The sequence below is a fragment of the Virgibacillus sp. L01 genome, assembly GCF_052246775.1.
GTDB lineage: Bacteria > Bacillota > Bacilli > Bacillales > Amphibacillaceae > Lentibacillus.
The window spans coordinates 23,442-46,102 of record NZ_JBQQCP010000010.1; the positions used below are offsets into that span (position 1 = coordinate 23,442).

Here is a 22,661-nt window from a genome sequence, read left to right on the forward strand (position 1 = left end):
TTCAAGAATGAGGTTACATAAAAAAGGAGTTAATGAAATGTTATCCTGGATAATAATAACTGGCTGTGTTGTATTATTCTCGATTTATTGTCTTCACATATATAATTTATCTAAGAATTATTCTATATTAATGGAAATGGTTATTGAAACTACTAAAACATTAACATATCAAGGTAATAGTGAATCTGAAATTCAGCGGATAGGTAACCTTATAGAAAAATTACATGAAAATGGAATTCAAGCGAAAAAAAAGAAATTCAAACAAACTGAAATTATGGACTCGGTTGGACATGGTGATAAGGTCTTCAGAGTATATGTACCCCATTCTAAATTGGAAGAAGCCAAGAAAGTCTACAATCAAGTTTATGATTCTGTTATTTAGTAATTATTTATGTTGATAAAAAGATACCAAAGGGCCTACTATACTGGATAATATTTTGCTCTTCTTGTGAATTACAATTCAGGTGTATTCTTCATTACACTACTGGGTGCCTTGTTGAAAAAGCAATTGAAATAAAAGAAATCTCAGATCATTTTCATTGAACTGAGATTTTTTTATTTGCAGAAAATAAGCATTCTTGCCTTACTGCATCTGCATCAGTACAAATAAGGTTTATTTATATTATGGCTGGACGATGAGCCACGTTTATTATTTACCTATTATTAATCGTATCATTCCTAAATAATGGGACCTTATGTCTGGTACGTCGTCAAATAATTAGATAGGTATCTAAAAGGGGGATATTAATGGTTACAAATGTAATGGAATGTAAGGGTGTAAACAAAGTATTCCAAGGTGATGGGATTAGTACATATGCTTTACAGGATATTAATGTTCGATTTGAAGAAGGTGAACTGGTTGCAATAGTTGGACCATCTGGTTCGGGCAAATCAACATTGCTAAGTTTGCTTGGCGCACTTGATTTACCGACAGATGGGGAAGTTGTTTATGGCGACAGTCGAATCAATAAGTTAAAACAGAAAAAACTAGCTGATTTTCGGTTTGAAAACATCGGTTTTATTTTTCAGCAATTTCACCTTCTGTCTACCCTAACAGCATTGGAAAACGTCATGTCTCCGTTATTTTCGCGAAAAGTGACGTATGACAAGAAAGAACGAGCAGAAAGCTTATTAATTCAAGTAGGGCTGGAGGATAAATTTAATTCCTTACCTGCCCAACTTTCCGGTGGTGAGCAGCAACGTGTTGCGATAGCACGTGCTCTAGTCCATGAACCTAGCTGGCTGCTTGCAGATGAACCGACTGGAAACCTGGATACCGTTACAGGGGAAATTATTTTTAACAGGTTAACTTCATTAAATAAACAAAAGGGATGCGGCGTTATTTATGTGACACACAATCATAAATTGGCATCAAGAGCAGATCGAATTGTCGAAATGAAAAATGGGAAAGTAATCAGCGATACCAGGAGCGAAATTTATGCTTAAATTTATATGGAATTCATGGTGGCGCAATAAGGAACGATTTTTATTGCTGATTATCGGTGCACTAATAGTTAGTATCGGACTTAGTTATTTAGTGGGAATAACGCAAGCTAGCAATGCAACTGTCGTTGATGAATTACAAAAACGCTGGAAGTCGTCGTATCACATTGTCGTTCGTCCTCCAGATTCACGCAGTGTTACGGAGGACAGGAATCTGTTGGAACCCAACTATCTCAGTGGTTTGTCTGGTGGTATCACAGTCGAACAATATGAAAAAATTAAAAACATGACGGATGTTGATATAGCAGCTCCTATCGCAATGATGGGGTATATGAGAAACTCTATTCCACTTGACAGAGTTGAGTATAGTGAGCCAGGTATTTACCGGGTGACGATAGAAAATTCTACTAATACCGGTGTGGAACAAATTACAGACGAGTACACATATTATTTTACAAAAGGATGGGAAGGTATAAAAGAGCCAAGTGCAGGTGAATATGGAGTTACCTACTTTGATGGTATGTTTGAATTTGGCACCGAAGTCCTAATTGCTGGCATCGACCCAGAGGCTGAGTCAGCACTTGTAGGAATTGATGAAGCAATTATTAAAGATGGTAATAGTAAGTTCTTATCAGACGAAGATGAAGCGGAAAAGGTTAATCTAGATACAAGGATTCCTGTCATCTTAAGTAGTGCGGAATTCGTGGATGGAAAACGAACGACAACGGTTGAAAAAATTAGTATTTCTTTTAAGGGAAATCCATCGTCCACGATGAAGAAAGTGAAAGAAAATGGTGGAGAAGCCTATTTGGAAAAACAGCCAGGGACACAAGTAGATCAGTTTGTACATACCACAGAAGATACTCACCAGAAAATTGTCAATCAAATAAGTGATGGGAGTTATTCATCAGGTGGCTTTAATTGGATGCCATTCAGACCGTCCTCGGTTAACTATCGGGAAGTAAGTAGTCCTTTCCGAGATCGCTGGCCATTTGCCTATGAGGTGGAACCATATATTGTCCCAGAGGAATCATTACTCGCTGTAGATCATGCGTACCGACCAATTTCCATGTTCAGTGAAGACAGCTCAAAATGGCCAAGGCTACAGATAGACTTTAAGGGAGTATTTGATCCAATAGAGTTAGATGTCTCCAAAGATCCATTAACAGAGCTGCCAATGGAAACGTATTTCCCATCCAAAGCAAAATGGGTACTGGACAAACATGAAAAGCCGGTTAATCCGCCACAGCAAATGAAACCACTTAATAACCCATATGGATTTTTGACCAAACCGCCACTAATGCTCACAACGATAGATGCAGCGGCAGATGTATTGGGAGAGGCACCAATTTCAGCAATTCGTCTCAAGGTTGATGGGGTTGGAGAATTAACAGAGGAAAGTGAACAGAGTCTTCAGGCAGTGGCACAGGATATAGAAGACACCACCGGATTGATTACAGATATAACCTTGGGCTCCTCACCGCAGCCGGCGTTGACCCACATACCTGGAGTAGGGGGAAAAGAAAACCTCGGCTGGGTAGAACAGCCGTGGATTAAACTGGGTTCATCGGTTACTATTTTCAAGGAATCACAAATTGGGATGTCCGGTGTGCTTGGAAGTGTAATACTGGTAGCAGTTGTTTATGTCTTTTCATCTAACATCATCATGATGTATGCAAGGAAGAAGGAATTCGCTGTCTTACTTTCGGTTGGCTGGCGACCCAACCAATTAATGAAACTCTTATTTATTGAGGCCGCACTTATTGGATTGTTTGTATCACTAATTAGTTGGTTCATTCTGGGGTCCATTTATGTGATGAGTGATATCCAGACATCGGCTTTTCGACTGTTTCTTATTGGGATTCTTGGTATTACTATTTATGTATTAGGTACCTTTATTCCGGGTGTATTGGTACTTAAAATTTCTCCGTACGAAACGATAAAGGCTGGAGAAGTGACAAAACGTGGCAGCTATTTATTTAAGACGACATCAATTTTCCGGATGAGTTTAAAAAACCTGCTGTCGAAATGGAAACGCAGTACATTATCCATAATTTCGATTGCACTGCCAACAAGTCTACTGATTTTCTTTTTATTTATTACCCTTCAGCTTCGGGGAACGATGTTTACTACATGGCTTGGGGAATATGTCGCCATGGAAGTAGGTCCCATGCATTATATTGCGATGGGCGTTGCGATTGCAATTGCAATCCTTACAACAGCAGAAATTATTTGGCAAAATGTATCAGAGAGGCAACCGGAGTTAGCGGTATTAAAAGCGATCGGATGGCAAAATCATACGATTCGAATGCTTGTGTTAATCGAAGGCGGGTTAAGCGGATTAATCGCTGGAATGATTGGATTAGGGATTGCGTTTGGTATGGTCTGGAGTATGTATGGGGAATTTCCGATTGAACAAATTCCGTATTTCCTTGCGACTATTCTGATCCCAGTTGTCACGGGAATAATTGGTGCGATCCTGCCAGCCCGAAAAGCTGGAAAAACTCAACCGTACCAAGGACTAAATGGCGGGGTGTTCAACTCTAAAAAAACCGAAAAAAGTCTCAAATATGCGTTTGGTGTGACTGGAGTATGTTTGTTTTTGGGTATTGTAATAGTACTTACACAGGCGATTCCAGATGTACAGGAATCGGCTGCTTCTAAACAGGTTGATTCAACAGCTGTAGAAGGAACTACTGGGGACGTACAGGAAAGCTTCTCGCAAATAGAAGAGGAATTACCACGAGATGAAGAAATGGATAAGGGTGAACCTGAAGGGGATTTTATTCAAAATAAAATAGATAATGCTTATGATGTATTTAGTTTGGGCAAATCGTATGATTCAGGCATGGAGACTGTCAGGTTTAGTATAGCATCTGACAACCCCAAAGATATTCAGCCCCAAAGTAAGGATACCGAACTAATTACTGTATTATCTGAGAGGATCCGTAGAGGTAAATCAGGCAGTACCCAATACCAGCCTCATCTTGGTTACCATCTATTCGATGAACAAGGAAATGAATATGAGGCGATTGAATATGAGGTAGTAGAGGCGGAAAATTGGAATAAAATATCCCTTCGCAGACCAGGAAAATTGAAAATATTACTGACTTATGAAGTTCCCAAGAACGCTGAAAGACTAATTTTGTATGGCTATCATTCCTGGATGCCAAGGTCAGGTGAAATTGTTGTTGAAATTAAATAGAACATTAAAATATCATGTTAACGTGAAAAACCCGGAATTCATTCTAGGGTTCTGAGTTTTACATTGCGAATTTATTTATCTAATTGGCTTCCTTCTCATAGCAGGCTTTGATAATATGAAGTAAGGATTTATTAGGTTGCCAGAAGATAGCAGGAAACTGGAAGAGGAGTATTTATTATGGACACACTAACTATAAAAGAACTTATATCACATAATGAGCTTGTTCAAGCATTTCCAATTATGAATCAGCTGCGTACACACTTGGATAAGGAAACTTATCTTGATTTAGTTACTGAGGCTCAGGAAAAAGATATGTATAGATTGTTTGCTTTGTATGATGAGGAAAAAATTGTTGCAGTAATTGGTTTCAAACCAATGATTACACTCTATTACGGCCGTTTTGTTTGGATTTGTGATCTAGTAACCAGCGAAAACAATCGTTCAAACGGATATGGTAAAAAGCTGCTTTCATATGTACATAAATGGGCAAAAGACAACGGCTATGAAAGTGTTGCTTTATCATCCGGGTTAAAACGGGAGGATGCACATCGCTTTTATGAAGAGAAGATGGACTATGATAAAGTAAGTTATGTGTTTAAGAGGGCAGTAGAATAAGGACAATAGGGACAGGTTCCTCGTCCCGGGCAGTATTTAGTTCTTTGCTATACCACTCAGGGAAGGTGTTTAGTTCTGTTAGGTTACGATGTATTATCACAGATTCCCAGGACCATGTTTTGCTTAGAAGCAGAGGGTTCTTGTCCCAGAAGAATCCACGTCAAATATATTGACAGTATAAATATATAAACTTATACTTATCATAAGAATAAGTGTGACGAGTAGGTGCTAACAACCCGTTACCGACAACTACAGCCCGCATAAAAGAGCGGTCAACCAATCTGATGATATGTCAAAGAAGTAATCGCCAACTGATCAGGGGCGGTTACTTCTTTTTTCTAGAAAGACGACAATAGTTACATTTAATGTCAGTATTGCTATTAGTGCAAGACTAAATTGCGCTACTAAACTTAATGCTTAAAATGTCGTCATCCTACCACCTCCCTTCTTTCAGGAAGATGGTGAACCGCCCACTGCAGTTGATACACAAGTTTTACCACATTATTTAGCATATTGATAGTGTTGAGGGAACAACCATTCCAATGCATTATCCATATCACATATGTCTAAATTACTGAAGTACAATGTAATTACGATATAATACTATTAGGAAGTGGGACAAGGTTCCTGTCCCCTTTGTCCCAGGTCTAATCATATATAATGAACAATATAAGTAAAGTAAATATAACAGACTTCTTTTGCAAATCCTGAGATTGAAATGAGAAGGGGCAAAACAATGAGTTCAATTATAGAGTTGGCCAATAGTGTTAAAATAAAAAGCAGTAAGTATAGGGCTTCGGTCATCAGTAAAGATCCATCATTGAAATTAATTGGAAGCGGGAAAAGTGCGTTTGTATTCAAAGTTAGATCGACTGGAAAAGCGCTTAAGGTTTTCTATCCCAATTTTGAAAAAGTAGCGTTGGAAGAGGCTGAAGTATATAATATTTTGGGAAGTAATCCTTATTTCCCAACCTTATATGAATCGGGAAGTAATTTCCTATTAATAGACTTCGTTGAGGGGAATACTTTGTTTGATTGTTTGACTTATGGAATCAAGTTGACTGAAACAAATATCATAGAAATTGACCATGCCCTTTATCTGGTTAGACAGCAGGGTTTAACACCCTCAGATATCCATTTGCGAAATATTATTTTAACAACCGACGGTAATGTAAAGTTAATTGATGTGGCGAGATTTAGACAAACTAAAAATTTTCAGCAGTGGGATGACCTTAGGAAAGCTTTGTACATGTTTTACAATAAAATATATTTCCCAAAGAGATTTCCCGTATTTGTGTTAAATGGGATAGCTTATTTATATAATAGGAAATCCCTTAATTTTCCTTCTTTTAAAAGCAGTTCTAAAGAATGGAAAAAGATAAAAAACAGAAATTAAATGGAAGTCTTTAAAAGAGGTGAGGAAAGTTTCTTTTATGCGTACAGTTCGAAAGCTTAAGCAGTTTTTTGTGGATATCCCGATTGAGGATGGTGTGGTTATAAACGATCGTTACCAGGTTTTGCGTGTAATAGGCACAGGGAGCTATGGGATTGTTTATCTTGTGAAAGATTTAGAAGTGAAAATAAATAAGGTGGTAAAACAACTTCGGCCAAGTAAACGCAGGGATAACAAAGAGGTTGATTTATTTAAAAAAGAATTGACTGTACTAAGCAAACTGGATCACAGTAGGATGCCGCGGTTATATGAGGAATTTTCAGCTGGCGGGAACTATTTTTATACAATGAGCTTCATTGCAGGAGAAAACCTGGAGGACTTGATCTTTTTACATAATAGAACGTTTCAAGAGAAAGAGGCCCTGCTTACTCTTGTGCAGCTACTCGAACTGGTGGACTATCTACATAGTCGTAACATTTTCCATCTGGATTTGCGAATTCCTAATATGATATTTAAGAATGAGGAGCTTTTTTTAATTGATTTCGGCTTGACCAGGCAGGAAAACACGGGTTTTTCACCTTATCAACTCCTTAAGTTAAAGCAACAGGATTACTATGATATTGGAGATATACTTTTATATTTACTTTATACATCGTACAGTTCCGAAAATAAGAAAGCTCTTCCTTGGACAGAAGAACTTTCATTACATAAAGAGACCGTTTATTTGTTGAAAAGGTTATTACGAATTAACGCCCCATATTCTGATATAACTGATATTTCAATGGATCTGCGTACTGCCCTTGAAGCGAATGGAAACGAAATGGACTAGGGCGGTATTAACTGCTGCTTCGGCCTTTTCGTTTGTATCGATTGCTTCCGCTCATTGGATTCTGACTATGCCTTTTACTGCTGCTGCTTCCATGATTATAATGACCATGTCTTCGTTTACTGCTTCCTTCAGTGATATGCTTTAGCTGCTTCTTAATTTTTTTAAACATTGTATACCTCCTTTCGCCTCTTTAAACTGTTCCCTTAAGTTTAACATAACAAAACATCTTCCTTGCATTTCTGGGACAGTAGGGACAGGTTCCTCGTCCCGGGAAGGTCTTCAGTTCTGTTCAATACTGCTCTTCGGAGGTTTTGTAAAGCTGGGGGCCAACTCCTATGATAATAGGTTGATTGGTTGTTACATGGGGGGGTTGTCAGTTTTTTTGATTTGTTTATCAGGCAGGGTTTCCCTAAATAATCAAAGTACAATCTAATTACTATAAAAAACTACAAGTAAGTGGGACAAGGTTCCTGTCCCCATTTGTCCCACAATGAAGGGTGATGTAACATGTTGGAGAGAGTGACTGAGAATATATATAAATTGGTTATCCATTTTAATTCTGGAAAAAATGATGTGAACTGTTATCTGGTGGAAGGTGATCGGGGTTACACAGTTGTTGATACCGGCATTAACACGAAAGAAGCAAAGAACGAATGGAAAAAGGTATTGGCTTCCGGTTTTGGAATCGAAAAAGTAATCCTGACGCATACGCATCAGGATCATATTGGGCTTGCTAAATGGTTTCAGCAGGATATTGGTGTACCTATTTACATATTTGAATTAGGAATGAATGAACTCGAGGAACGCCGTGTGCCGGGTACAAGAGATAGGCTAGATGAATTAATTAAAACACACGGTGGTCCAGGGTTTCCTTTGAGGGGGAAAGAAGACACTTTTATTTATGATTTCGAACCGGATGGCCTAATAAAAGAAATTGAGAATGTCAAAATCGGAGAAGATTATTATGAACCTATTTGGACCCCGGGACATGCACCAGATCATTTCTGTTTATATAACGAAGAGAAAGGGATCATGTTTGTCGGTGATCATATGTTAAAAGATATCTCTCCCGTAATCGGATTATGGTCAGGTGAAGAAAGCAATACTTTGAAAGATTACTATAAATCCCTAGATCATATTAAGAACTATCAGCCAGATGTATCCTTGCCAGGTCATGGAGACTTGATAGAAAATTTCAGTGAACGGGTAAGTCAATTAAAATCCAGACATGATCATCGGTTGCAGGAGGTATTTGAATCTGTAAAGCATGAAAGGAAAACAGCTTATCAATTATGCCAGGAAGTTTATGGTGATAAAGATTTATTGATTGCACCATTCATGGCAATATTAACGCGTCTAATCTATTTGGAGACAGCCGGGAAAATAAAACGGGAAGACTCTGATGGAGTAGCCGAGTTTCAAGCAGCGGGACAGAAGGGACAGGAACCTCGTCCCAGTCCAGGGTGAGGTCTTTTCATTTTTTTTTGGTTGGCCAGGAAAAGCTGCCGCCAAAAACGTCGCGAACGTCATGGATAACCACAAAAGCCCGATCATCGACAGAATTTATGATGCGCTTGAGTCTCATCAATTGAAATTTATTGATAATAATATACGTCATATCTTTATCTTCTTTTAAATATCCGCCATACCCTTTAAATACAGTTGCACTTGTTTTCATTTCCTTAATTACTTCGTCTGCTAAAGCCGATGCTTGGGTAGAGATTACACTGACTGCCTTTCTCGTGTCCAAACCTTCCATAATGAGATCTGTTGATTTTTTTCCGACAAAAAGAGAAACAATCGTGTACATGGTATTCAGCGGGCCGATTACTAACAGGCCGGATAAGACGATACACGAGTCCAGCGCAAAGTTTGTTCTAGTTAAATCCCAACCTAAGTTATAGTGAAACATCCGTGCGATAATACTCGAACCACCCATGGAGCTGCCGGTACGAAAGATTAACCCGGCACCTATCCCAATAATAAAACCGGCGAAAATTGCCGATACGAGTGGGTCGCCTAACGGTTCAGCTCTTCCCTCAGATATAAATATAAAGAAGGAAATAAGCGGTGCTGTTAAGACTGACAGAAATACCGTCCGTCTAGGTAATACACGGTATCCAACCAGCAAAATCACGGATGTCAAAACAAAGTTCACAATTCCGGGGGACCAGTCGAATGCGTAGTGTAGAATAATTGATGCTCCAGGTATGCCACCTTCCGCTAATTGGTTTGGTATCACTAAAAATGTTAGAGCCAATGCGTAAATCATGGAACCGATAATAATAAGTGAAATATCACTAATAAGTTTTGGCATAGTTTTTTCTCCTTAAATCACTGCCCTGCAAAACGTATGTTTTCCCACGTTAATGTCAAGCCGCACTTTCTAAATTCCATCCTTAATGTTCCCACAAATATTAAATGTAAAACGACTATATAACATTGAAAGAATAGTCTACTACGATTTTTGCACGACAAAGGTACATAAAACAGTAATTGGCGTGTGAAACCACATCTGTTGAATACTCCCGAAATGCAAAATATTTATGGGACAAGGAACCTGTCCCTCACGTCCCCCATTTCGTTCTATGCGAATAAAATTCCTGCGATAGTGCCAACCTAAAATAATATTGATAAAGAAGGGATGGCTAGGATGGATAATGGGCAAAAAGGGGATACTGTCTTTACTAAATAAACGAAGAAAACAAGGGGAATCCAATAAAGCGAACAATATTCCTGACGTTGAGTCAACTGTTGATCAGGAAGCCTTACTTTCTACTAATTTAACTGATAATGAAAATATGTTTCGTTCGATTTATAAAAACTGTTCTGATGTTGTTTTTCGTCCGTTTTACATAGGTGAACAAGATAAGGCTATTCTCATTTATATAGAAGGTCTGTCAAATATTGAAGAAATTGATGATAGTGTCATAACTCCGCTCATTAATTCGCCAATGGGAGAAAATCATTCTGTTGATACATTAATACATAAAAAAGTATCAACTTCCAGTGTTAAAGAAGTTAAGACTTTCTCAGATAGTATTAATGAAATTTCATCGGGAAATCCAATCATTTTAGTCAATCAACAGAAAACAGGCTTTGCATTAGGTTTACCCAAGTGGGAAAAGCGGTCTGTTGAGGAACCACAGGCGGAAATGGTTGTCAGAGGTCCACGAGAAGGCTTTGTTGAGACGATAGGCGTCAATATGTCGCTGCTCCGGCGCAGAATCCGGAGTCCCAAGTTAAAAATGAAATTTATGGAAGTGGGGGAATATACCAAAACGAAAGTAATGCTTGCTTATGTTGATGGACTTGCTGATCAATCATTGCAGGAGGAGGTAATCAACCGAATAAACCGGATAGATGTCGATGGTATATTGGAAAGTGGAGTATTGGAGGAATTCATTGAAGATAACCCGTACTCTCCTTTCCCGCAAACTTTAGCGACCGAGCGGCCTGATGTAGTGACCGGAAATTTATTGGAGGGACGTATTGCTATCCTAGTTGACGGTACACCATACGTACTGGTTGTACCAACGACATTTTATTCGCTCCTGCAGTCGAGTGAGGACTACTATGGACGCTTTATAATCGGGTCTGCAATTCGCTGGCTGCGTTATCTGTTTCTGTTGATTTCACTGTTTCTTCCTTCATTATATGTGGCACTGCTCACATTTCATCAGGAGATGATCCCTACAACGTTATTATTCAGTGTTGCTGCATCACGTACACAGGTACCTTTTCCAGCATTGGTGGAAGTATTGATGATGGAAATTACATTTGAGGCACTTCGCGAAGCAGGTCTTAGGCTTCCGAAACAAGTAGGGTCGGCTGTTAGTATTGTTGGTGCCCTGGTTATTGGGGAAGCGGCTGTTTCGGCAGGTCTTGTGTCAGCTCCGATGGTAATTGTTGTTGCATTGACAGGAGTTGCTTCCTTTACCATTCCGCGTTATTCAGCAACGATAGCGGTTCGGATGCTTCGTTTTCCTATGATCCTTTTAGCAGGAACGCTTGGCTTACTTGGTATTATGATGGGGATTATGGTGATCATTATCCACATGGCAACACTCCGCTCATTTGGTGTGCCTTATCTTAGCCCAATGGCGCCGATGGATGGGCAAGGTATGAAGGATGTGCTGATGCGTGGTCCGTGGTGGAAACTGAACAAAAGACCGCATCTTACTGGAAGATATAACAAATATCGCCAGTCAAATAACCAGAAGCCGTCTCCAATTAGAGGTAAGGATTAAACAACCGATGTCATGGATGGAGGTGGACCAAAATGATAGAAAAAGGAAAAATTAATAGCCTGCAGATGGCAATTCTGATTTATCCGACCATTTTAGCAACTGCGATCCTTCTTGTTCCGTCTATTACTGGAAAACATGCGGAACAGGATATGTGGCTTTCACCGATATGGGGTTCTGTTACTGGTTTTCTGGCTGTTTTTCTCGCTATTCAACTGAATAAGCGTTATCCAGGGCAGACCTTCATCCAATATAGTGAAAAGATTGTTGGTAAATTGCTAGGAAAAATAATTGGACTTGTCTTTATCTTTTTTTTGGCCCATACATGTGGCATTGTTTTAAGGGAATATGGCGAGTTTGTGAAAGGTAACTTTCTTCCGACAACACCAATGATGGTTGTGATGGGTAGCATGACTTTGGTCTGTGCGCTTGCTGTAAGAGGCGGAATTGAAGTAGTTGCCAGAAGTGCTCAGATTTTTGTGCCTATTGTGACAGTTTTATTCGTATTGATTATTCTATTATTGACCCCTGAATTAGAACCTGCAAATTTATATCCGGTATTTGAAAATGGAATAATGCCTTCTTTAAAGGGAGCAGTGGTGCCAGGAGGCTGGTATTTGGAGTTTTTTATGATCTCTTTTCTGCTACCATTCCTAAGCAACCGAAATAAAGCAGTAAAATGGAGTGTAATGACAGTAGTAGCTGTAATGTTGACGCTGGTTATAATTAACATGGTGACGCTTTTTGTATTTGGTAATATTACAGCTGATTTTACGTATCCCGTTATGGAAGCAGCACGTTTTATTAGTATAGCTGAATTCATACAACACCTTGATTCCATTGTGATGGCAATTTGGGTCGGTGGAATATTCGTTAAAATTTCGGTTTTCTACTACGCTGTCGTTCTTAGCACTGCTCAATGGCTAAACCTAGCTGATTATCGGCCAATGGTTTTTCCGATTGGCATTTTCATAGCAATTCTAGGCTTTTGGTCAGCAGCAAATTTACAGGAACTTGAGAAATTTTTAAGTAGTATTTTTCCTGTTTACGCTTTTGCTTTCCTGGCTCTCATCCCAAGTATTCTATTGGTTATTGCCGTTATACGTGGAAAGTTTTCCAATAACCAAAATACTGAAGAAAAGCAATCCATGATGTGAAGGGGGAGAGAATGATGAACTGGCTATCCTTAACAGCGAAACGACTGTTTATTCCGTCTGTCTGCTTAGTGGTTCTCCTTCTTGCCGGCTGCTGGGATCGTAAGGAGGTAAATGATTTAGCAATTATTATCGGAATAGGTCTACATAAAACAGACGATGATCAGCTTGAACTTTCTTACCAGTTGGTGAATCCCGCCGCTATGGGGGGCGGGCAACAAGGGAGTGATCAGCCTACAACGGTAGAAAAAAATAAAGGCAAAACTGCCTATGATGCCAACTCCAAAATGCAGCAAAAACTGTCACGGCGGTTATTTTCGGGACACAGTCTCGTTATCTTTATTAGTGAAGAAATGGCCAAAAAAGGAATCCGTAAGCATATTGACTTTTTAGCACGGCATCCGAATCCTAGAATGAGATCTTTTATTTTTATTACAAAAGGAAACCCCGCTGATTTCTTTAAAGTATCACCCGATTTGGAAAAAAGTTCTTCAGAGGTTGCCAGGGAATTAGCAAATTTAAAGGTTGGAATGAGTGTGAATGCAAAAGAATTACTTCAAATGTCAGCAGGTTTGGGACAAAATGTGGCATTGCCTTTACTTGAAATTGAAGAGGAACCACCTAATACAGTAGGCTTAATTATAAATGGTACAGCAGTTTTCCAGAATGGAAAAATGGTTGGTCAACTAGATTCCAAGGTGACAAGAGGTGTTTTATGGCTAATAAATGAAGTTAATAGTGCTGCTGTTACCATAAAGCCGGAGAATACAGATGGCCATATTTCGTTCAATATAAAATCCAGTTCTGAACTAATACCCAAAATTAAGAATGGCAAATGGACTATAACAGTCAAAATTAACTCAATTGATGATGTTGTTGAAAACCAGACAAGATTAAATTTAATGAACCCTGATATTGTAAAAAAACTTGAGAAGCAACTGGAAGCAAAAATTGACAAGCGTATCCGTACAGCCTTAGAACATGTCCAGAAAGACATGCAGGCAGATATATTAGGTTTTGGCCAGGTATTTCACCGGAATTATCCAGAACAATGGGCTAAAGTAAAACATAAATGGAAGGAAAAATTTCCTGAAGTGCGTGTTACCATTAAAAGTGACGTTAAAATTAAGCGGCCAGGCAGATCCACATCACCCCCAGGGATGCCGGAAGATAGGGAGACTGGGCAATGAGACTGATAAATGTCTTGATGATCATCGTGGTTATTATCCTTATCATAATATATGAATGGCCCAAAATAGACGAGGGCCTGAAGAAGGAGAAACGCGCTTTTGTCATAGTGACGATTGGTGCGGTCTTGCTTGCGGTCCTTCTCATCTACATTCCGGAAATGCCTGGTCCGACTGAATTAGTTGATTGGATTTTAGGTCCTTTGGCAATTTTGGAAAGTCAATAAGTTACATATAAAGCCTTCATTGTTGCCAAACTACACGTGTGGAGGTGTATTATATGGGTAAGAGAAGGAAAAATGATAGTGGCGTCAGCGATGAGCAAGCTGTAAGAGAAAACTTATCAAAGGATTTTGATCATGAATTTGCGAATGAGCCGCTAACTGAAACTGAACGACAAAATAATAAGAAGACCAAAAAACGACAATAGCAGTTTTGGGGGGATGTATTAATTCTACATTCCCCATTTCATTAGCAGTTAAGAAAGCACCATGTTTGCTGAATGTGCAACCACCATCTATCATGAAAATTATTAATATAGCAAATTTGAGGTTAGCGGACACCAGGGACCTTATTTCACACAAGTATAGTCAAATAACCATGATATATGTAAAGTAAGGGCTTCTGTGCCCGCAAGTTAGGTATTTTATACAAAAGCATAAATACTTTCCTACTGCATAAGCGCAACTAAAGCTTTAGCCATTAAAGCTTGGCGATAAGCTAAGTTATCTAAAAAGGGGATTTTAGTATGAATGTCCGAATTGAATTATCCTATACAACATCAAAGGGAACTGAAGCAACGTTCACGTCAGAGGAGATGCGTGCCAAGAAAGCACTATTATTAGCTGAAGACTTGGAAAAAACAGGACGAATGAAAAATATCATGTTTATTGATAATCATGAAAATAGATGGAATCTGAAGGAACTTAGGAAACAGATGGAGGAGATCAAAACGGAGCCTCATCATGTGACGGTTTATTTTGATGGTGGATTTGATCTGGAAACTAATAAATCAGGCCTAGGCTGTGCAATTTACTATGAGCAAAATAACAAGTCATACCGCCTCCGTAAAAATGCTCTTATCGAGGAACTTGAAACGAACAATGAGGCAGAATATGCAGCATTACACCTTGGGATACAGGAACTGGAGCTTTTAGGTGTCCATCATTTACCTGTTACATTTATTGGTGATTCTCAGGTTGTCATTAACCAGCTAAAAGAGGATTGGCCATGTTACGAAGAGGAATTAGCCAAGTGGGCTGATCGAATTGAAAGACATGTCAGCCAGCTGGGTATTGACGCCGAATACAAGCTAGTTTCCAGAAAAGGCAATAAAGAAGCAGATCAGTTAGCATCCCAGGCGTTAAAAGAGATTGAAATAACGAGTACGAGTGAAGTGAAGGCTTAACTATTTCTCCATATTTTGTTGTTTCATAACTTGTTCAAAAAAAAGTGCAGTTGTTGTTTGAACAATTAAAAACACGATTATAGAGTATTTTATGTTATAGCCATTTTGATACTGTATTAATCCCATAAATTTAGATACGACTTCCATTAATAACCCAAGTGTGCTCCATCCTAATATATAGAATATTATTTTCTTCCTGTTTATTTGGAATCGATGATAAAAATATACAAAAAAGTAACTAAAGGGAGCAAATAAGAAGTATGTTACCAGGTCAAATAATTCATATTTATTTGAGTCATTAACCTTATAGAAGTCAAGTAAACCGCCACCAATAGTAAAGTCAAACAACGTTGAGCTTGTAAAACCCCATACAAGGAATAATACCGTAATCCGTCGGGGGAGTTTTTTCGGGAAAATAAAAAAAGCAGCATACGCAACTAGCAGCATTATTAAAATATATATTTCATTCTTATCAAATGCTTCCCATAACATCATGAGTGATTCACCGCATTCATAGGAATACTTTTCATTATTTTAAGTGCAATCATGCCAATTAGGTTAAGGCATAAATAGTAAATTGCTTCATAACCAAGGTTCCACTTTGTGAATTCAGTTATGTTTAAAGAGCTTGAGAGAAAACTTACTCCAACAAGTGCTAGTACGGATGAAAATAAAATAGCCGTTTTCATTAAGTGGGATTCACTTTTAACTAGAAAATTTAGTTGCATTAAAATAAGTATTGGGATAATAATGCTGCGGTTTAATAAGAAGGCTGTGTAAGGTAAGCCTTTCTCAGTAAGCTTTATTAACTTCAGCTCTTCCATTATAATCCATGAAAAGTTGATACTTACTACTAAGACAATAAGAAATACAAATGTAGATTCTACCAGTGTCAGTTCTTTCTGCATTAGACAGTACATGAATACAGCAAGCCATGTTATGAAAAAGAAGATCACAATTTCCATATAAACCTCCAAATAATCTTTATATGTAGTATTGGCTTATACCAGGTAGTAATACATAAAAATTAAGAGCAATAAATTGTTAGCAGATAATTATTAAAATGATTCAAAAAGTTCTATAATAACAGTAGAGATGAGAATGAACTAGGGGAGGCAGGCTCATGGATCCGTTAGATATTGTTGATAATATAGAGAAGGTAAAGCCTGTATATCAGCCAATTATCAGTGCTGTTCGGTATGATGTGATTGGCTATGAAGTACTGGGCCGATTTCAGGATGGTCATGAGTGGAGAAGTCTTGGCACATTCTTTCAAGATAATGAAGTCCCAGAAGAGTTCAAGGTTGAAGTGGACCAGTACTTACTGGATATAGCTATTTCGGAAATGCTTGAATTAAACAAAGAGGGCTATTTATTTATTAATCGGAATGCTAAACAACTTATGATAGATAATGGTGAATACTTATTAGAAACGCTGCTCACCTTTGAGCAAAGAGGATTTGCTATGAATAGGGTAGTCATAGAAGTTACAGAACATGATTTTGATGAAGAATTTGATTCTCTTAGTCATTTGCTTAACTACTACAAAACATATGGTATAAAAATTGCTATTGATCGCGTGGGGGCTAAGAGCTCGAACATTGATCGAATCCGGCAGCTTGAACCTCATATTTTAAAAATAAATACTAAAATCATTCGTACTTATAACACGGAAGGATTTCAGGATATTATGTATTCATTATCCATGCTGGCCCGTCGAATAGGAGCTGCAATGCTGTTTGAAAATATTGAGGTTGATGCTCAGCTGCACTTTGCATGGAAACATGGAGGACGTTATTATCAAGGACACTACCTGGCAGAACCAGATTTCAGTCTTGCATCGAGTGAAACGCTTTCGTTAGATCTCGAGAAGAAAGTTGATGGCTATATTCAACGTGAGAAATCATTGGTGGAGCAACGGCTATCCTTAGTCTTATTATGGGAAGAAAAGATTAAAAAGTTACTTTCCAAATGGGACGGACCTGATAAGGCGGATTTGTTTATTGAAGAAATTACCAACCAATTTAATGTAGAAAGCTTTCGAATGTTTATTTGTAATGGCAATGGACTGCAGGTATCTTCAAACTTTCGAAGAAGAGACGGGATTTGGGAGCAGGAACCACTTGAAAAGGGGTCGAACTGGGCGTTTCGTCCCTATTTCCTTGAAAATGTAATGCAAATGAAAACATGGAAAAAAGGTATGTTGTCCGACATTTATTCGGATATTGAAACAAGGGAAATGGTAAGGACCTTCAGTTACCCATTAACTGATCAGCATTTTTTGTTTATTGATATAGGTTATTCCTATATTTATGAAAATGATTTCTTACTGATTTAAAGGAAATGTTGGAAGAATGGATCACCTCAAAAAACTTTTGGGGTGATTCATGAATGGGGTAATCTGGAATACTATTGTATGTTAAGGTAGGTATATAGTTACAAATATTGTTTTATTTAGACAATTCTTTTCCGGTATACTACCATTATTTACATATTTCGACACTTAGCTTATACTACTAAGTAACTAGGAAGATTAATGAATAATAGAATACTAGATTCAGAGAGGACTACGAAATGCAGAATCAACATAGAAGCTCTACCTTTTTAAATGAAGAGAAACGAACGACTATATGGTTTTTGTGGTTGTTTTATATCATATATTTCGTATATGATGTCTTTTATTTTTACATATTACCTGATAATCCTTGGAGTGAAGGACTAGGTTTACCTACATTTGGTTTTAATTACATTATGTACGTAATTATGTTAGTCCTTTTACCAATATCCTATTACTTAATAAAAAATAATACCCCTGGGTCAATTAAATATATATACTTTATAACTTTTACACTTTTTAATATTGTAAATGATATTTGGGTTTACTCAGGGAATGATGCTCCCTATGGCAGTGGTAATGTAATTGAAATAGTTATAGTCCTTTTTGCTCCCATCTTTGTGAACAAGAAGTTTTTTAATCTAGTAGTTTTAGGTACTATTTTAAAATTTATAGTTGTTGGGCTTGCTATACAAGATACTCTAGTTATACTGCCATTACTTATGGTAGGTATTTTGGCAATGATTGCCTATATACTTCTTAATCGTTTTCTAAGTTATGTTTCTGCGGTGAAGAACTCTTATGATAAACAGTTAGAAGGTATTGTTAAAGGTATTATAGCGACTTTGGAACTAAAGGATCCATATACACGTGGCCACAGTGAACGAGTAGCACAATACGCGATGATTTTGGCGAGAGAAACAGGCGAATATAAGGAAGAAGATTTAAAATCGTTTTATTATGCCTGTTTATTACACGATATTGGTAAAGTTCATATCCCAGATTATATATTGACTAAACCTGGTAAACTATCAGCTGAAGAATTTGACTTAATTAAAACTCATCCAAGAGTCGGTGCGGATGCAGTTCAACAAGTGGAAGGGATTGCTGACAACATTGATGTAATTTATCATCATCACGAACGTTGGGATGGCAAAGGATATCCTGATGGTTTAGAGGGTGAAGAGACACATCTGCTACCGAGAGTAACAGCAATTGCTGATGCATTTGATGCAATGACATCCTCTAGATCGTATCGGTCAGCACTACCTATAGAGGAAGCATATAACCAAATTATCTCCGGAAAAGGCACTCAGTTTGATCCAAAATTAGTCGACCTTTTTGAGAAAGTATTTCCTTCTTGGGCAGATTACCACAATAACTATTATAATAAGGATGAAAATTTAAAAGAAACTGCAACCAGAAATTAAAGGGGGTGAAATTACTATGAAGATCCGTAAACTTAACAAAATTAAAGTGACATGCTGGTGGTGTCCTTGGTTCGTACGTTAGTATCTTACACAATTTAAGAATAATTTATTTTTCATGGATGCTAGAAAACTAGCATCCAATTTTTCCTTTTTCAAAAAGGTGGTGTTAATATGAATATATCCTTGCAATCCCAACTTACCTTATATCCTCTAACGATTCGAGAAGATAAGAAGCATTATATTGTTGAAGAAAGTCTTTCTGGTGACTTTTTTGAGATGCCTAAAATCTGTATTGATGCCATCCATTTAATTAATCAAGGTGTTGCACTAGAACAAATCGAGCGACAGCTGAAACCACACCATCCGGAGGAGGAAGTGGATTTAGTTGAATTTGCTGAACAACTTGTAGAGCTAGGCCTTGTAAAGGAAATTGATGGTGAAGAGGTCCAGGTTACTAAAAAAAATGATTCTCCTCAGGGATTTACGTGGCTTTCACCAAAAGTAGGACAGTTCTTTTTTAATAAAGTGACAAAAAAGCTTTTTATGGCCATTATAATTTTAAATATACTTCTTGTAATCTCAAATCCACAGTTGATGCCTACATACCAGGATTTATTTATCTTTGATGCCATAACATTTAACATTTTAACGTTTATGGGCATTAGTCTGTTATTAATTATGATTCACGAAATTGGTCATATTTTAGCCGTTCGTTCTCATGGCTTACCAGCTAAGCTGGACGTTGGGCATCGATTATTATTTGTTGTATTCCAAACAGACTTGTCACCAGCATGGAAGCTGTCACCGAAGCAGCGAAATGTTTTATATCTTGCTGGCATATGTTTCGACCAATTTATGATTCTTATTGCGTTCATTCTGAAACTGTCTTTTCCAGAAGCTAACTCACTTTTCATCGGTATCCTGGGAATTGTCATACTTGATATTTTTATTAAAACCATTTACCAATGCTGTTTTTATATGAAGACAGATATATATTATCTTTGCGAAAATCTGACAGGTTGCTATAATTTGATGGAAAATGGGAGACAGTACTTAAGCAGATGGCTGCCATTTATTAAGCAGGATTCCACAACTGAAACGTTTGAGGACGAAGCAAAATTTGTTCGTATGTACAGTGTTTTTTATATTTGTGGCATTCTTTTAACATTTAGTATATTTATCATTTATTTTATACCACAAGCTTATTATGCGTATTCACAAACGTTACCTGAGTTATTACATCCAGGTGGAAATCCATATTTTTGGGATGCGGTTGTTTTTCTTGGGCAAACAATACTGATGGGTAGCTTACTGATTTATTCCTGGCATAAATCCAATTCCTCCAGAACATACTAAGTATAAGTTTTGGAGGTGTTTTATATGGATAACAAGAATTTCGAAAACGTATTTAATGATTATAAGAATCAGGCAGATGCCCCACCACAACCTGAAGCAGATCCATACCAGGAACAAATAGTAGCTGTTCGCAAAAATGATGATGGTGATATTATCGCATTTAAGACAGAAACGGGAAGAGAGCTTGATTATGTGATGGCTTTAAGTGAAGCAAAAGAAGGTAAGCTGGCTCATGTGGATGTTTTCCATAAGTATGGCAGGGATATTATCCGCAGTGAACCGGATGGTGTGAAGGAGAATAACTTGGATAATCTGGATACATTTTAATAAAAAATATTAGGAACAGAAACTGCAATCTTGTGTATAACGGAGGATTGCAGTTTTTGATTTAATGGTGAGTATTATTTTAATAGTTATGTTAGACAATTAATCAGATTAAATTCCCCCATCATACGATATCTTCTCCTTAACTATTAGCGAACAAAAATTTGTTTACCATCAAAATTTATTCCACAAAATGATTGCCAACCTTGTGATGGAATTCTATAATGGAAGAAATGTCTGAATCTTTAAAGGGGGAGTGATGTCAAATGCCAATTAATATTCCAAAAGAATTGCCTGCCAGTGATTCGTTAAAGCAGGAGAAAATCTTTGTCATGGATGTAGCCCGTGCCAAAACACAGGATATCCGTCCTCTTAATATATTAATCTTAAATTTAATGCCTGAAAAGGAGAAAACGGAACTGCAGCTGTTGAGATTGCTGGGGAATACGCCGTTGCAGGTCAATATCAGTTTTCTCAGGACTGCAACACATCGGTCAAAACATGTGAGCAGACACCACCTTGAAAACTTTTATACTACCTTTGAAGATGTCAAAAATCGTCGCTATGATGGAATGATTATTACGGGTGCTCCAATTGAAACATTGGAATTTGAAGACGTAACCTACTGGGAAGAATTGAAGGAAATTATGGAGTGGGCGAACAGGAATGTCACTTCAACCCTACACATATGTTGGGGAGCCCAGGCAAGTCTGTATTATCATTATGGGATTGAGAAGTTTATGATGCCGAAGAAAAGCTTTGGTATTTTTAAGCATCGCATATCCGATCCTACCGTTAATCTTGTACGCGGTTTTGATGATATTTTCCATGCGCCACATTCAAGGTATACGAATGTTTCAAGGGAGGAAATTGAAAAGAATCCGGAACTAACACTTTTGTCCGTTTCTGAAGAGGATGCACCGTTTATCATCATGTCCAAAGACGCGAAAAATATCATGATTACTGGTCATTTGGAATATAATGCGACAGCTCTTGCTGAGGAATATGAACGTGATATTGACAAAGGGCTGGAAATCGATATACCAGCCAACTATTACCCAAACAATGATGTTAATGAACAGCCACCTAACATATGGCGTTCACACAGTCATTTACTTTTCTCGAACTGGCTTAATTACTATGTCTATCAGGAAACACCGTTTAAATGGGACTAGTTTCACTTGGTAAAGCGATCATATAAATAGATAAAACTGCAATCTCATGTACCGTGAGAATTGCAGTTTTTTTGATTGTATAGGAAATTATAAACTTTAAGTGCTGTGGATAATTGGACTTCCGATTCAACGACGTCCAGCTCCAGCGCCTAGCGCCTAGTGGACTTCCCTCCCCGTGTCTACGATAAGGAAATAAAGGATGTTCGACTAAAACCACCACATCCTGTGGCAACGTCGAACTACCCCACGTCCTGTGGGGCAGCTTACGCTCTTCGTGTATCCTTTATCTCACACGGGTCAGTCCAGTCCATACGGCGCTGAACAGGCGCTTTGTGACTTTTGTTCTTGGAATAACGTTATCTATATTACACAACCTAAATATTATGGAGGTGAATTCACATGCCAAAAGGGAAAAGCAAAAAGGGTTTTGCTGATGAAAATAAATTATATAACCCGGAAGCTAAGTTTTATGAAAATCAAGGCAGTGCAGATACTTCACATAAAGTGGCTGGAAACAAACAGATGAATCGGAAAAATAAATAAGCCTAAGTTGCGCATGG

Annotated in this window: 23 protein-coding genes; 19 read left to right on the top strand and 4 right to left on the bottom strand. The window is 37.9% G+C overall.

Translation table 11 applies throughout. The features are described from left to right. Positions 1 to 7: 7 nt before the first annotated feature. The 6 genes from ACTWQM_RS16600 (at position 8) to ACTWQM_RS16625 (ending at position 7,485) form a co-directional block, all read left to right on the top strand. On the top strand, positions 8 to 382 hold the full coding sequence (locus tag ACTWQM_RS16600; RefSeq protein WP_443259279.1) for a hypothetical protein: 375 nt from the start codon (positions 8 to 10) through the stop codon (positions 380 to 382). A 365-nt stretch (positions 383 to 747) separates the two neighbouring features. Continuing rightward, the gene (locus tag ACTWQM_RS16605) at positions 748 to 1,446 is read left to right on the top strand and encodes an ABC transporter ATP-binding protein (RefSeq protein ID WP_443259280.1); all 699 of its coding nucleotides are present in this window, start codon (positions 748 to 750) and stop codon (positions 1,444 to 1,446) included. Continuing rightward, positions 1,439 to 4,648: an ABC transporter permease gene (locus ACTWQM_RS16610; protein ID WP_443259281.1), complete on the top strand. Its 3,210-nt coding sequence runs from the start codon at positions 1,439 to 1,441 to the stop codon at positions 4,646 to 4,648. The genes ACTWQM_RS16605 and ACTWQM_RS16610 overlap by 8 nt, the downstream gene beginning before the upstream one ends. A 177-nt stretch (positions 4,649 to 4,825) precedes the next feature. Further along, complete coding sequence (locus tag ACTWQM_RS16615) at positions 4,826 to 5,263, top strand: GNAT family N-acetyltransferase (RefSeq protein ID WP_443259282.1); 438 nt, start codon at positions 4,826 to 4,828, stop codon at positions 5,261 to 5,263. A gap of 736 nt (positions 5,264 to 5,999) precedes the next feature. Then, complete coding sequence (locus ACTWQM_RS16620; RefSeq protein ID WP_443259283.1) at positions 6,000 to 6,659, top strand: protein kinase family protein; 660 nt, start codon at positions 6,000 to 6,002, stop codon at positions 6,657 to 6,659. 37 nt (positions 6,660 to 6,696) lie between these two features. After that, complete coding sequence (locus tag ACTWQM_RS16625) at positions 6,697 to 7,485, top strand: serine/threonine-protein kinase (RefSeq protein WP_443259284.1); 789 nt, start codon at positions 6,697 to 6,699, stop codon at positions 7,483 to 7,485. A gap of 7 nt (positions 7,486 to 7,492) precedes the next feature. Here ACTWQM_RS16625 and ACTWQM_RS16630 read toward each other — a convergent pair whose 3' ends face one another. Next, on the bottom strand, positions 7,493 to 7,654 hold the full coding sequence (locus tag ACTWQM_RS16630) for a hypothetical protein (RefSeq protein WP_443259285.1): 162 nt from the start codon (positions 7,652 to 7,654) through the stop codon (positions 7,493 to 7,495). Between the two features lie 338 nt (positions 7,655 to 7,992). On the opposite strand from ACTWQM_RS16630, the gene ACTWQM_RS16635 reads away from it, so the two are divergent. Next, complete coding sequence (locus ACTWQM_RS16635; protein ID WP_443259286.1) at positions 7,993 to 8,952, top strand: MBL fold metallo-hydrolase; 960 nt, start codon at positions 7,993 to 7,995, stop codon at positions 8,950 to 8,952. Positions 8,953 to 8,959: 7 nt separating this feature from the next. Here ACTWQM_RS16635 and ACTWQM_RS16640 read toward each other — a convergent pair whose 3' ends face one another. Next, positions 8,960 to 9,802 (bottom strand): YitT family protein, encoded by an 843-nt coding sequence (locus ACTWQM_RS16640; protein WP_443259287.1) that lies wholly within the window; start codon positions 9,800 to 9,802, stop codon positions 8,960 to 8,962. Between the two features lie 343 nt (positions 9,803 to 10,145). On the opposite strand from ACTWQM_RS16640, the gene ACTWQM_RS16645 reads away from it, so the two are divergent. The 6 genes from ACTWQM_RS16645 to ACTWQM_RS16670 all read left to right on the top strand — a co-directional run bounded on the left by ACTWQM_RS16645 (position 10,146) and on the right by ACTWQM_RS16670 (position 15,481). Further along, positions 10,146 to 11,735 (top strand): spore germination protein, encoded by a 1,590-nt coding sequence (locus ACTWQM_RS16645; protein ID WP_443259288.1) that lies wholly within the window; start codon positions 10,146 to 10,148, stop codon positions 11,733 to 11,735. A gap of 32 nt (positions 11,736 to 11,767) precedes the next feature. Continuing rightward, positions 11,768 to 12,889 (top strand): GerAB/ArcD/ProY family transporter, encoded by a 1,122-nt coding sequence (locus ACTWQM_RS16650; RefSeq protein ID WP_443259289.1) that lies wholly within the window; start codon positions 11,768 to 11,770, stop codon positions 12,887 to 12,889. 14 nt (positions 12,890 to 12,903) lie between these two features. Then, a complete protein-coding gene (locus tag ACTWQM_RS16655; protein ID WP_443259290.1) occupies positions 12,904 to 14,076 on the top strand; it encodes a Ger(x)C family spore germination protein in 1,173 nt (390 codons plus the stop codon). Further along, entirely contained in the window at positions 14,073 to 14,300 is a 228-nt protein-coding gene (locus ACTWQM_RS16660; RefSeq protein ID WP_443259291.1) for a hypothetical protein, read from the top strand. Before ACTWQM_RS16655 ends, ACTWQM_RS16660 begins: the two co-directional genes overlap by 4 nt. 53 nt (positions 14,301 to 14,353) lie before the next feature. Further along, complete coding sequence (gene sspO / locus ACTWQM_RS16665; protein WP_443259292.1) at positions 14,354 to 14,503, top strand: small acid-soluble spore protein O; 150 nt, start codon at positions 14,354 to 14,356, stop codon at positions 14,501 to 14,503. 318 nt (positions 14,504 to 14,821) lie between these two features. After that, on the top strand, positions 14,822 to 15,481 hold the full coding sequence (locus ACTWQM_RS16670) for a reverse transcriptase-like protein (RefSeq protein WP_443259293.1): 660 nt from the start codon (positions 14,822 to 14,824) through the stop codon (positions 15,479 to 15,481). Here ACTWQM_RS16670 and ACTWQM_RS16675 read toward each other — a convergent pair whose 3' ends face one another. Together ACTWQM_RS16675 and ACTWQM_RS16680 are read right to left on the bottom strand one after the other, a co-directional pair. Continuing rightward, positions 15,482 to 15,976, bottom strand: coding sequence for a hypothetical protein (locus ACTWQM_RS16675; protein WP_443259294.1), 495 nt, complete (start codon positions 15,974 to 15,976; stop codon positions 15,482 to 15,484). Beyond that, complete coding sequence (locus tag ACTWQM_RS16680; protein WP_443259295.1) at positions 15,973 to 16,446, bottom strand: hypothetical protein; 474 nt, start codon at positions 16,444 to 16,446, stop codon at positions 15,973 to 15,975. Before ACTWQM_RS16680 ends, ACTWQM_RS16675 begins: the two co-directional genes overlap by 4 nt. A 158-nt stretch (positions 16,447 to 16,604) precedes the next feature. On the opposite strand from ACTWQM_RS16680, the gene ACTWQM_RS16685 reads away from it, so the two are divergent. From ACTWQM_RS16685 to ACTWQM_RS16710, 6 genes are all read left to right on the top strand, one after another. Beyond that, entirely contained in the window at positions 16,605 to 17,819 is a 1,215-nt protein-coding gene (locus tag ACTWQM_RS16685; RefSeq protein ID WP_443259296.1) for an EAL-associated domain-containing protein, read from the top strand. A gap of 236 nt (positions 17,820 to 18,055) precedes the next feature. After that, positions 18,056 to 19,246 carry an HD-GYP domain-containing protein gene (locus ACTWQM_RS16690; RefSeq protein ID WP_443259297.1) on the top strand — a complete coding sequence of 397 codons (1,191 nt, stop codon included), beginning with the start codon at positions 18,056 to 18,058 and terminating at the stop codon, positions 19,244 to 19,246. A gap of 171 nt (positions 19,247 to 19,417) precedes the next feature. Continuing rightward, the gene (locus tag ACTWQM_RS16695; protein ID WP_443259298.1) at positions 19,418 to 20,602 is read left to right on the top strand and encodes a PqqD family protein; all 1,185 of its coding nucleotides are present in this window, start codon (positions 19,418 to 19,420) and stop codon (positions 20,600 to 20,602) included. 24 nt (positions 20,603 to 20,626) lie between these two features. Beyond that, a complete protein-coding gene (locus tag ACTWQM_RS16700) occupies positions 20,627 to 20,929 on the top strand; it encodes a DUF3892 domain-containing protein (protein ID WP_443259299.1) in 303 nt (100 codons plus the stop codon). Positions 20,930 to 21,192: 263 nt separating this feature from the next. After that, a complete protein-coding gene (metA, locus tag ACTWQM_RS16705; RefSeq protein WP_443259300.1) occupies positions 21,193 to 22,101 on the top strand; it encodes a homoserine O-acetyltransferase MetA in 909 nt (302 codons plus the stop codon). A 399-nt stretch (positions 22,102 to 22,500) separates the two neighbouring features. Beyond that, positions 22,501 to 22,644 (top strand): hypothetical protein, encoded by a 144-nt coding sequence (locus ACTWQM_RS16710; protein ID WP_443259301.1) that lies wholly within the window; start codon positions 22,501 to 22,503, stop codon positions 22,642 to 22,644. Positions 22,645 to 22,661 lie beyond the last annotated feature (17 nt).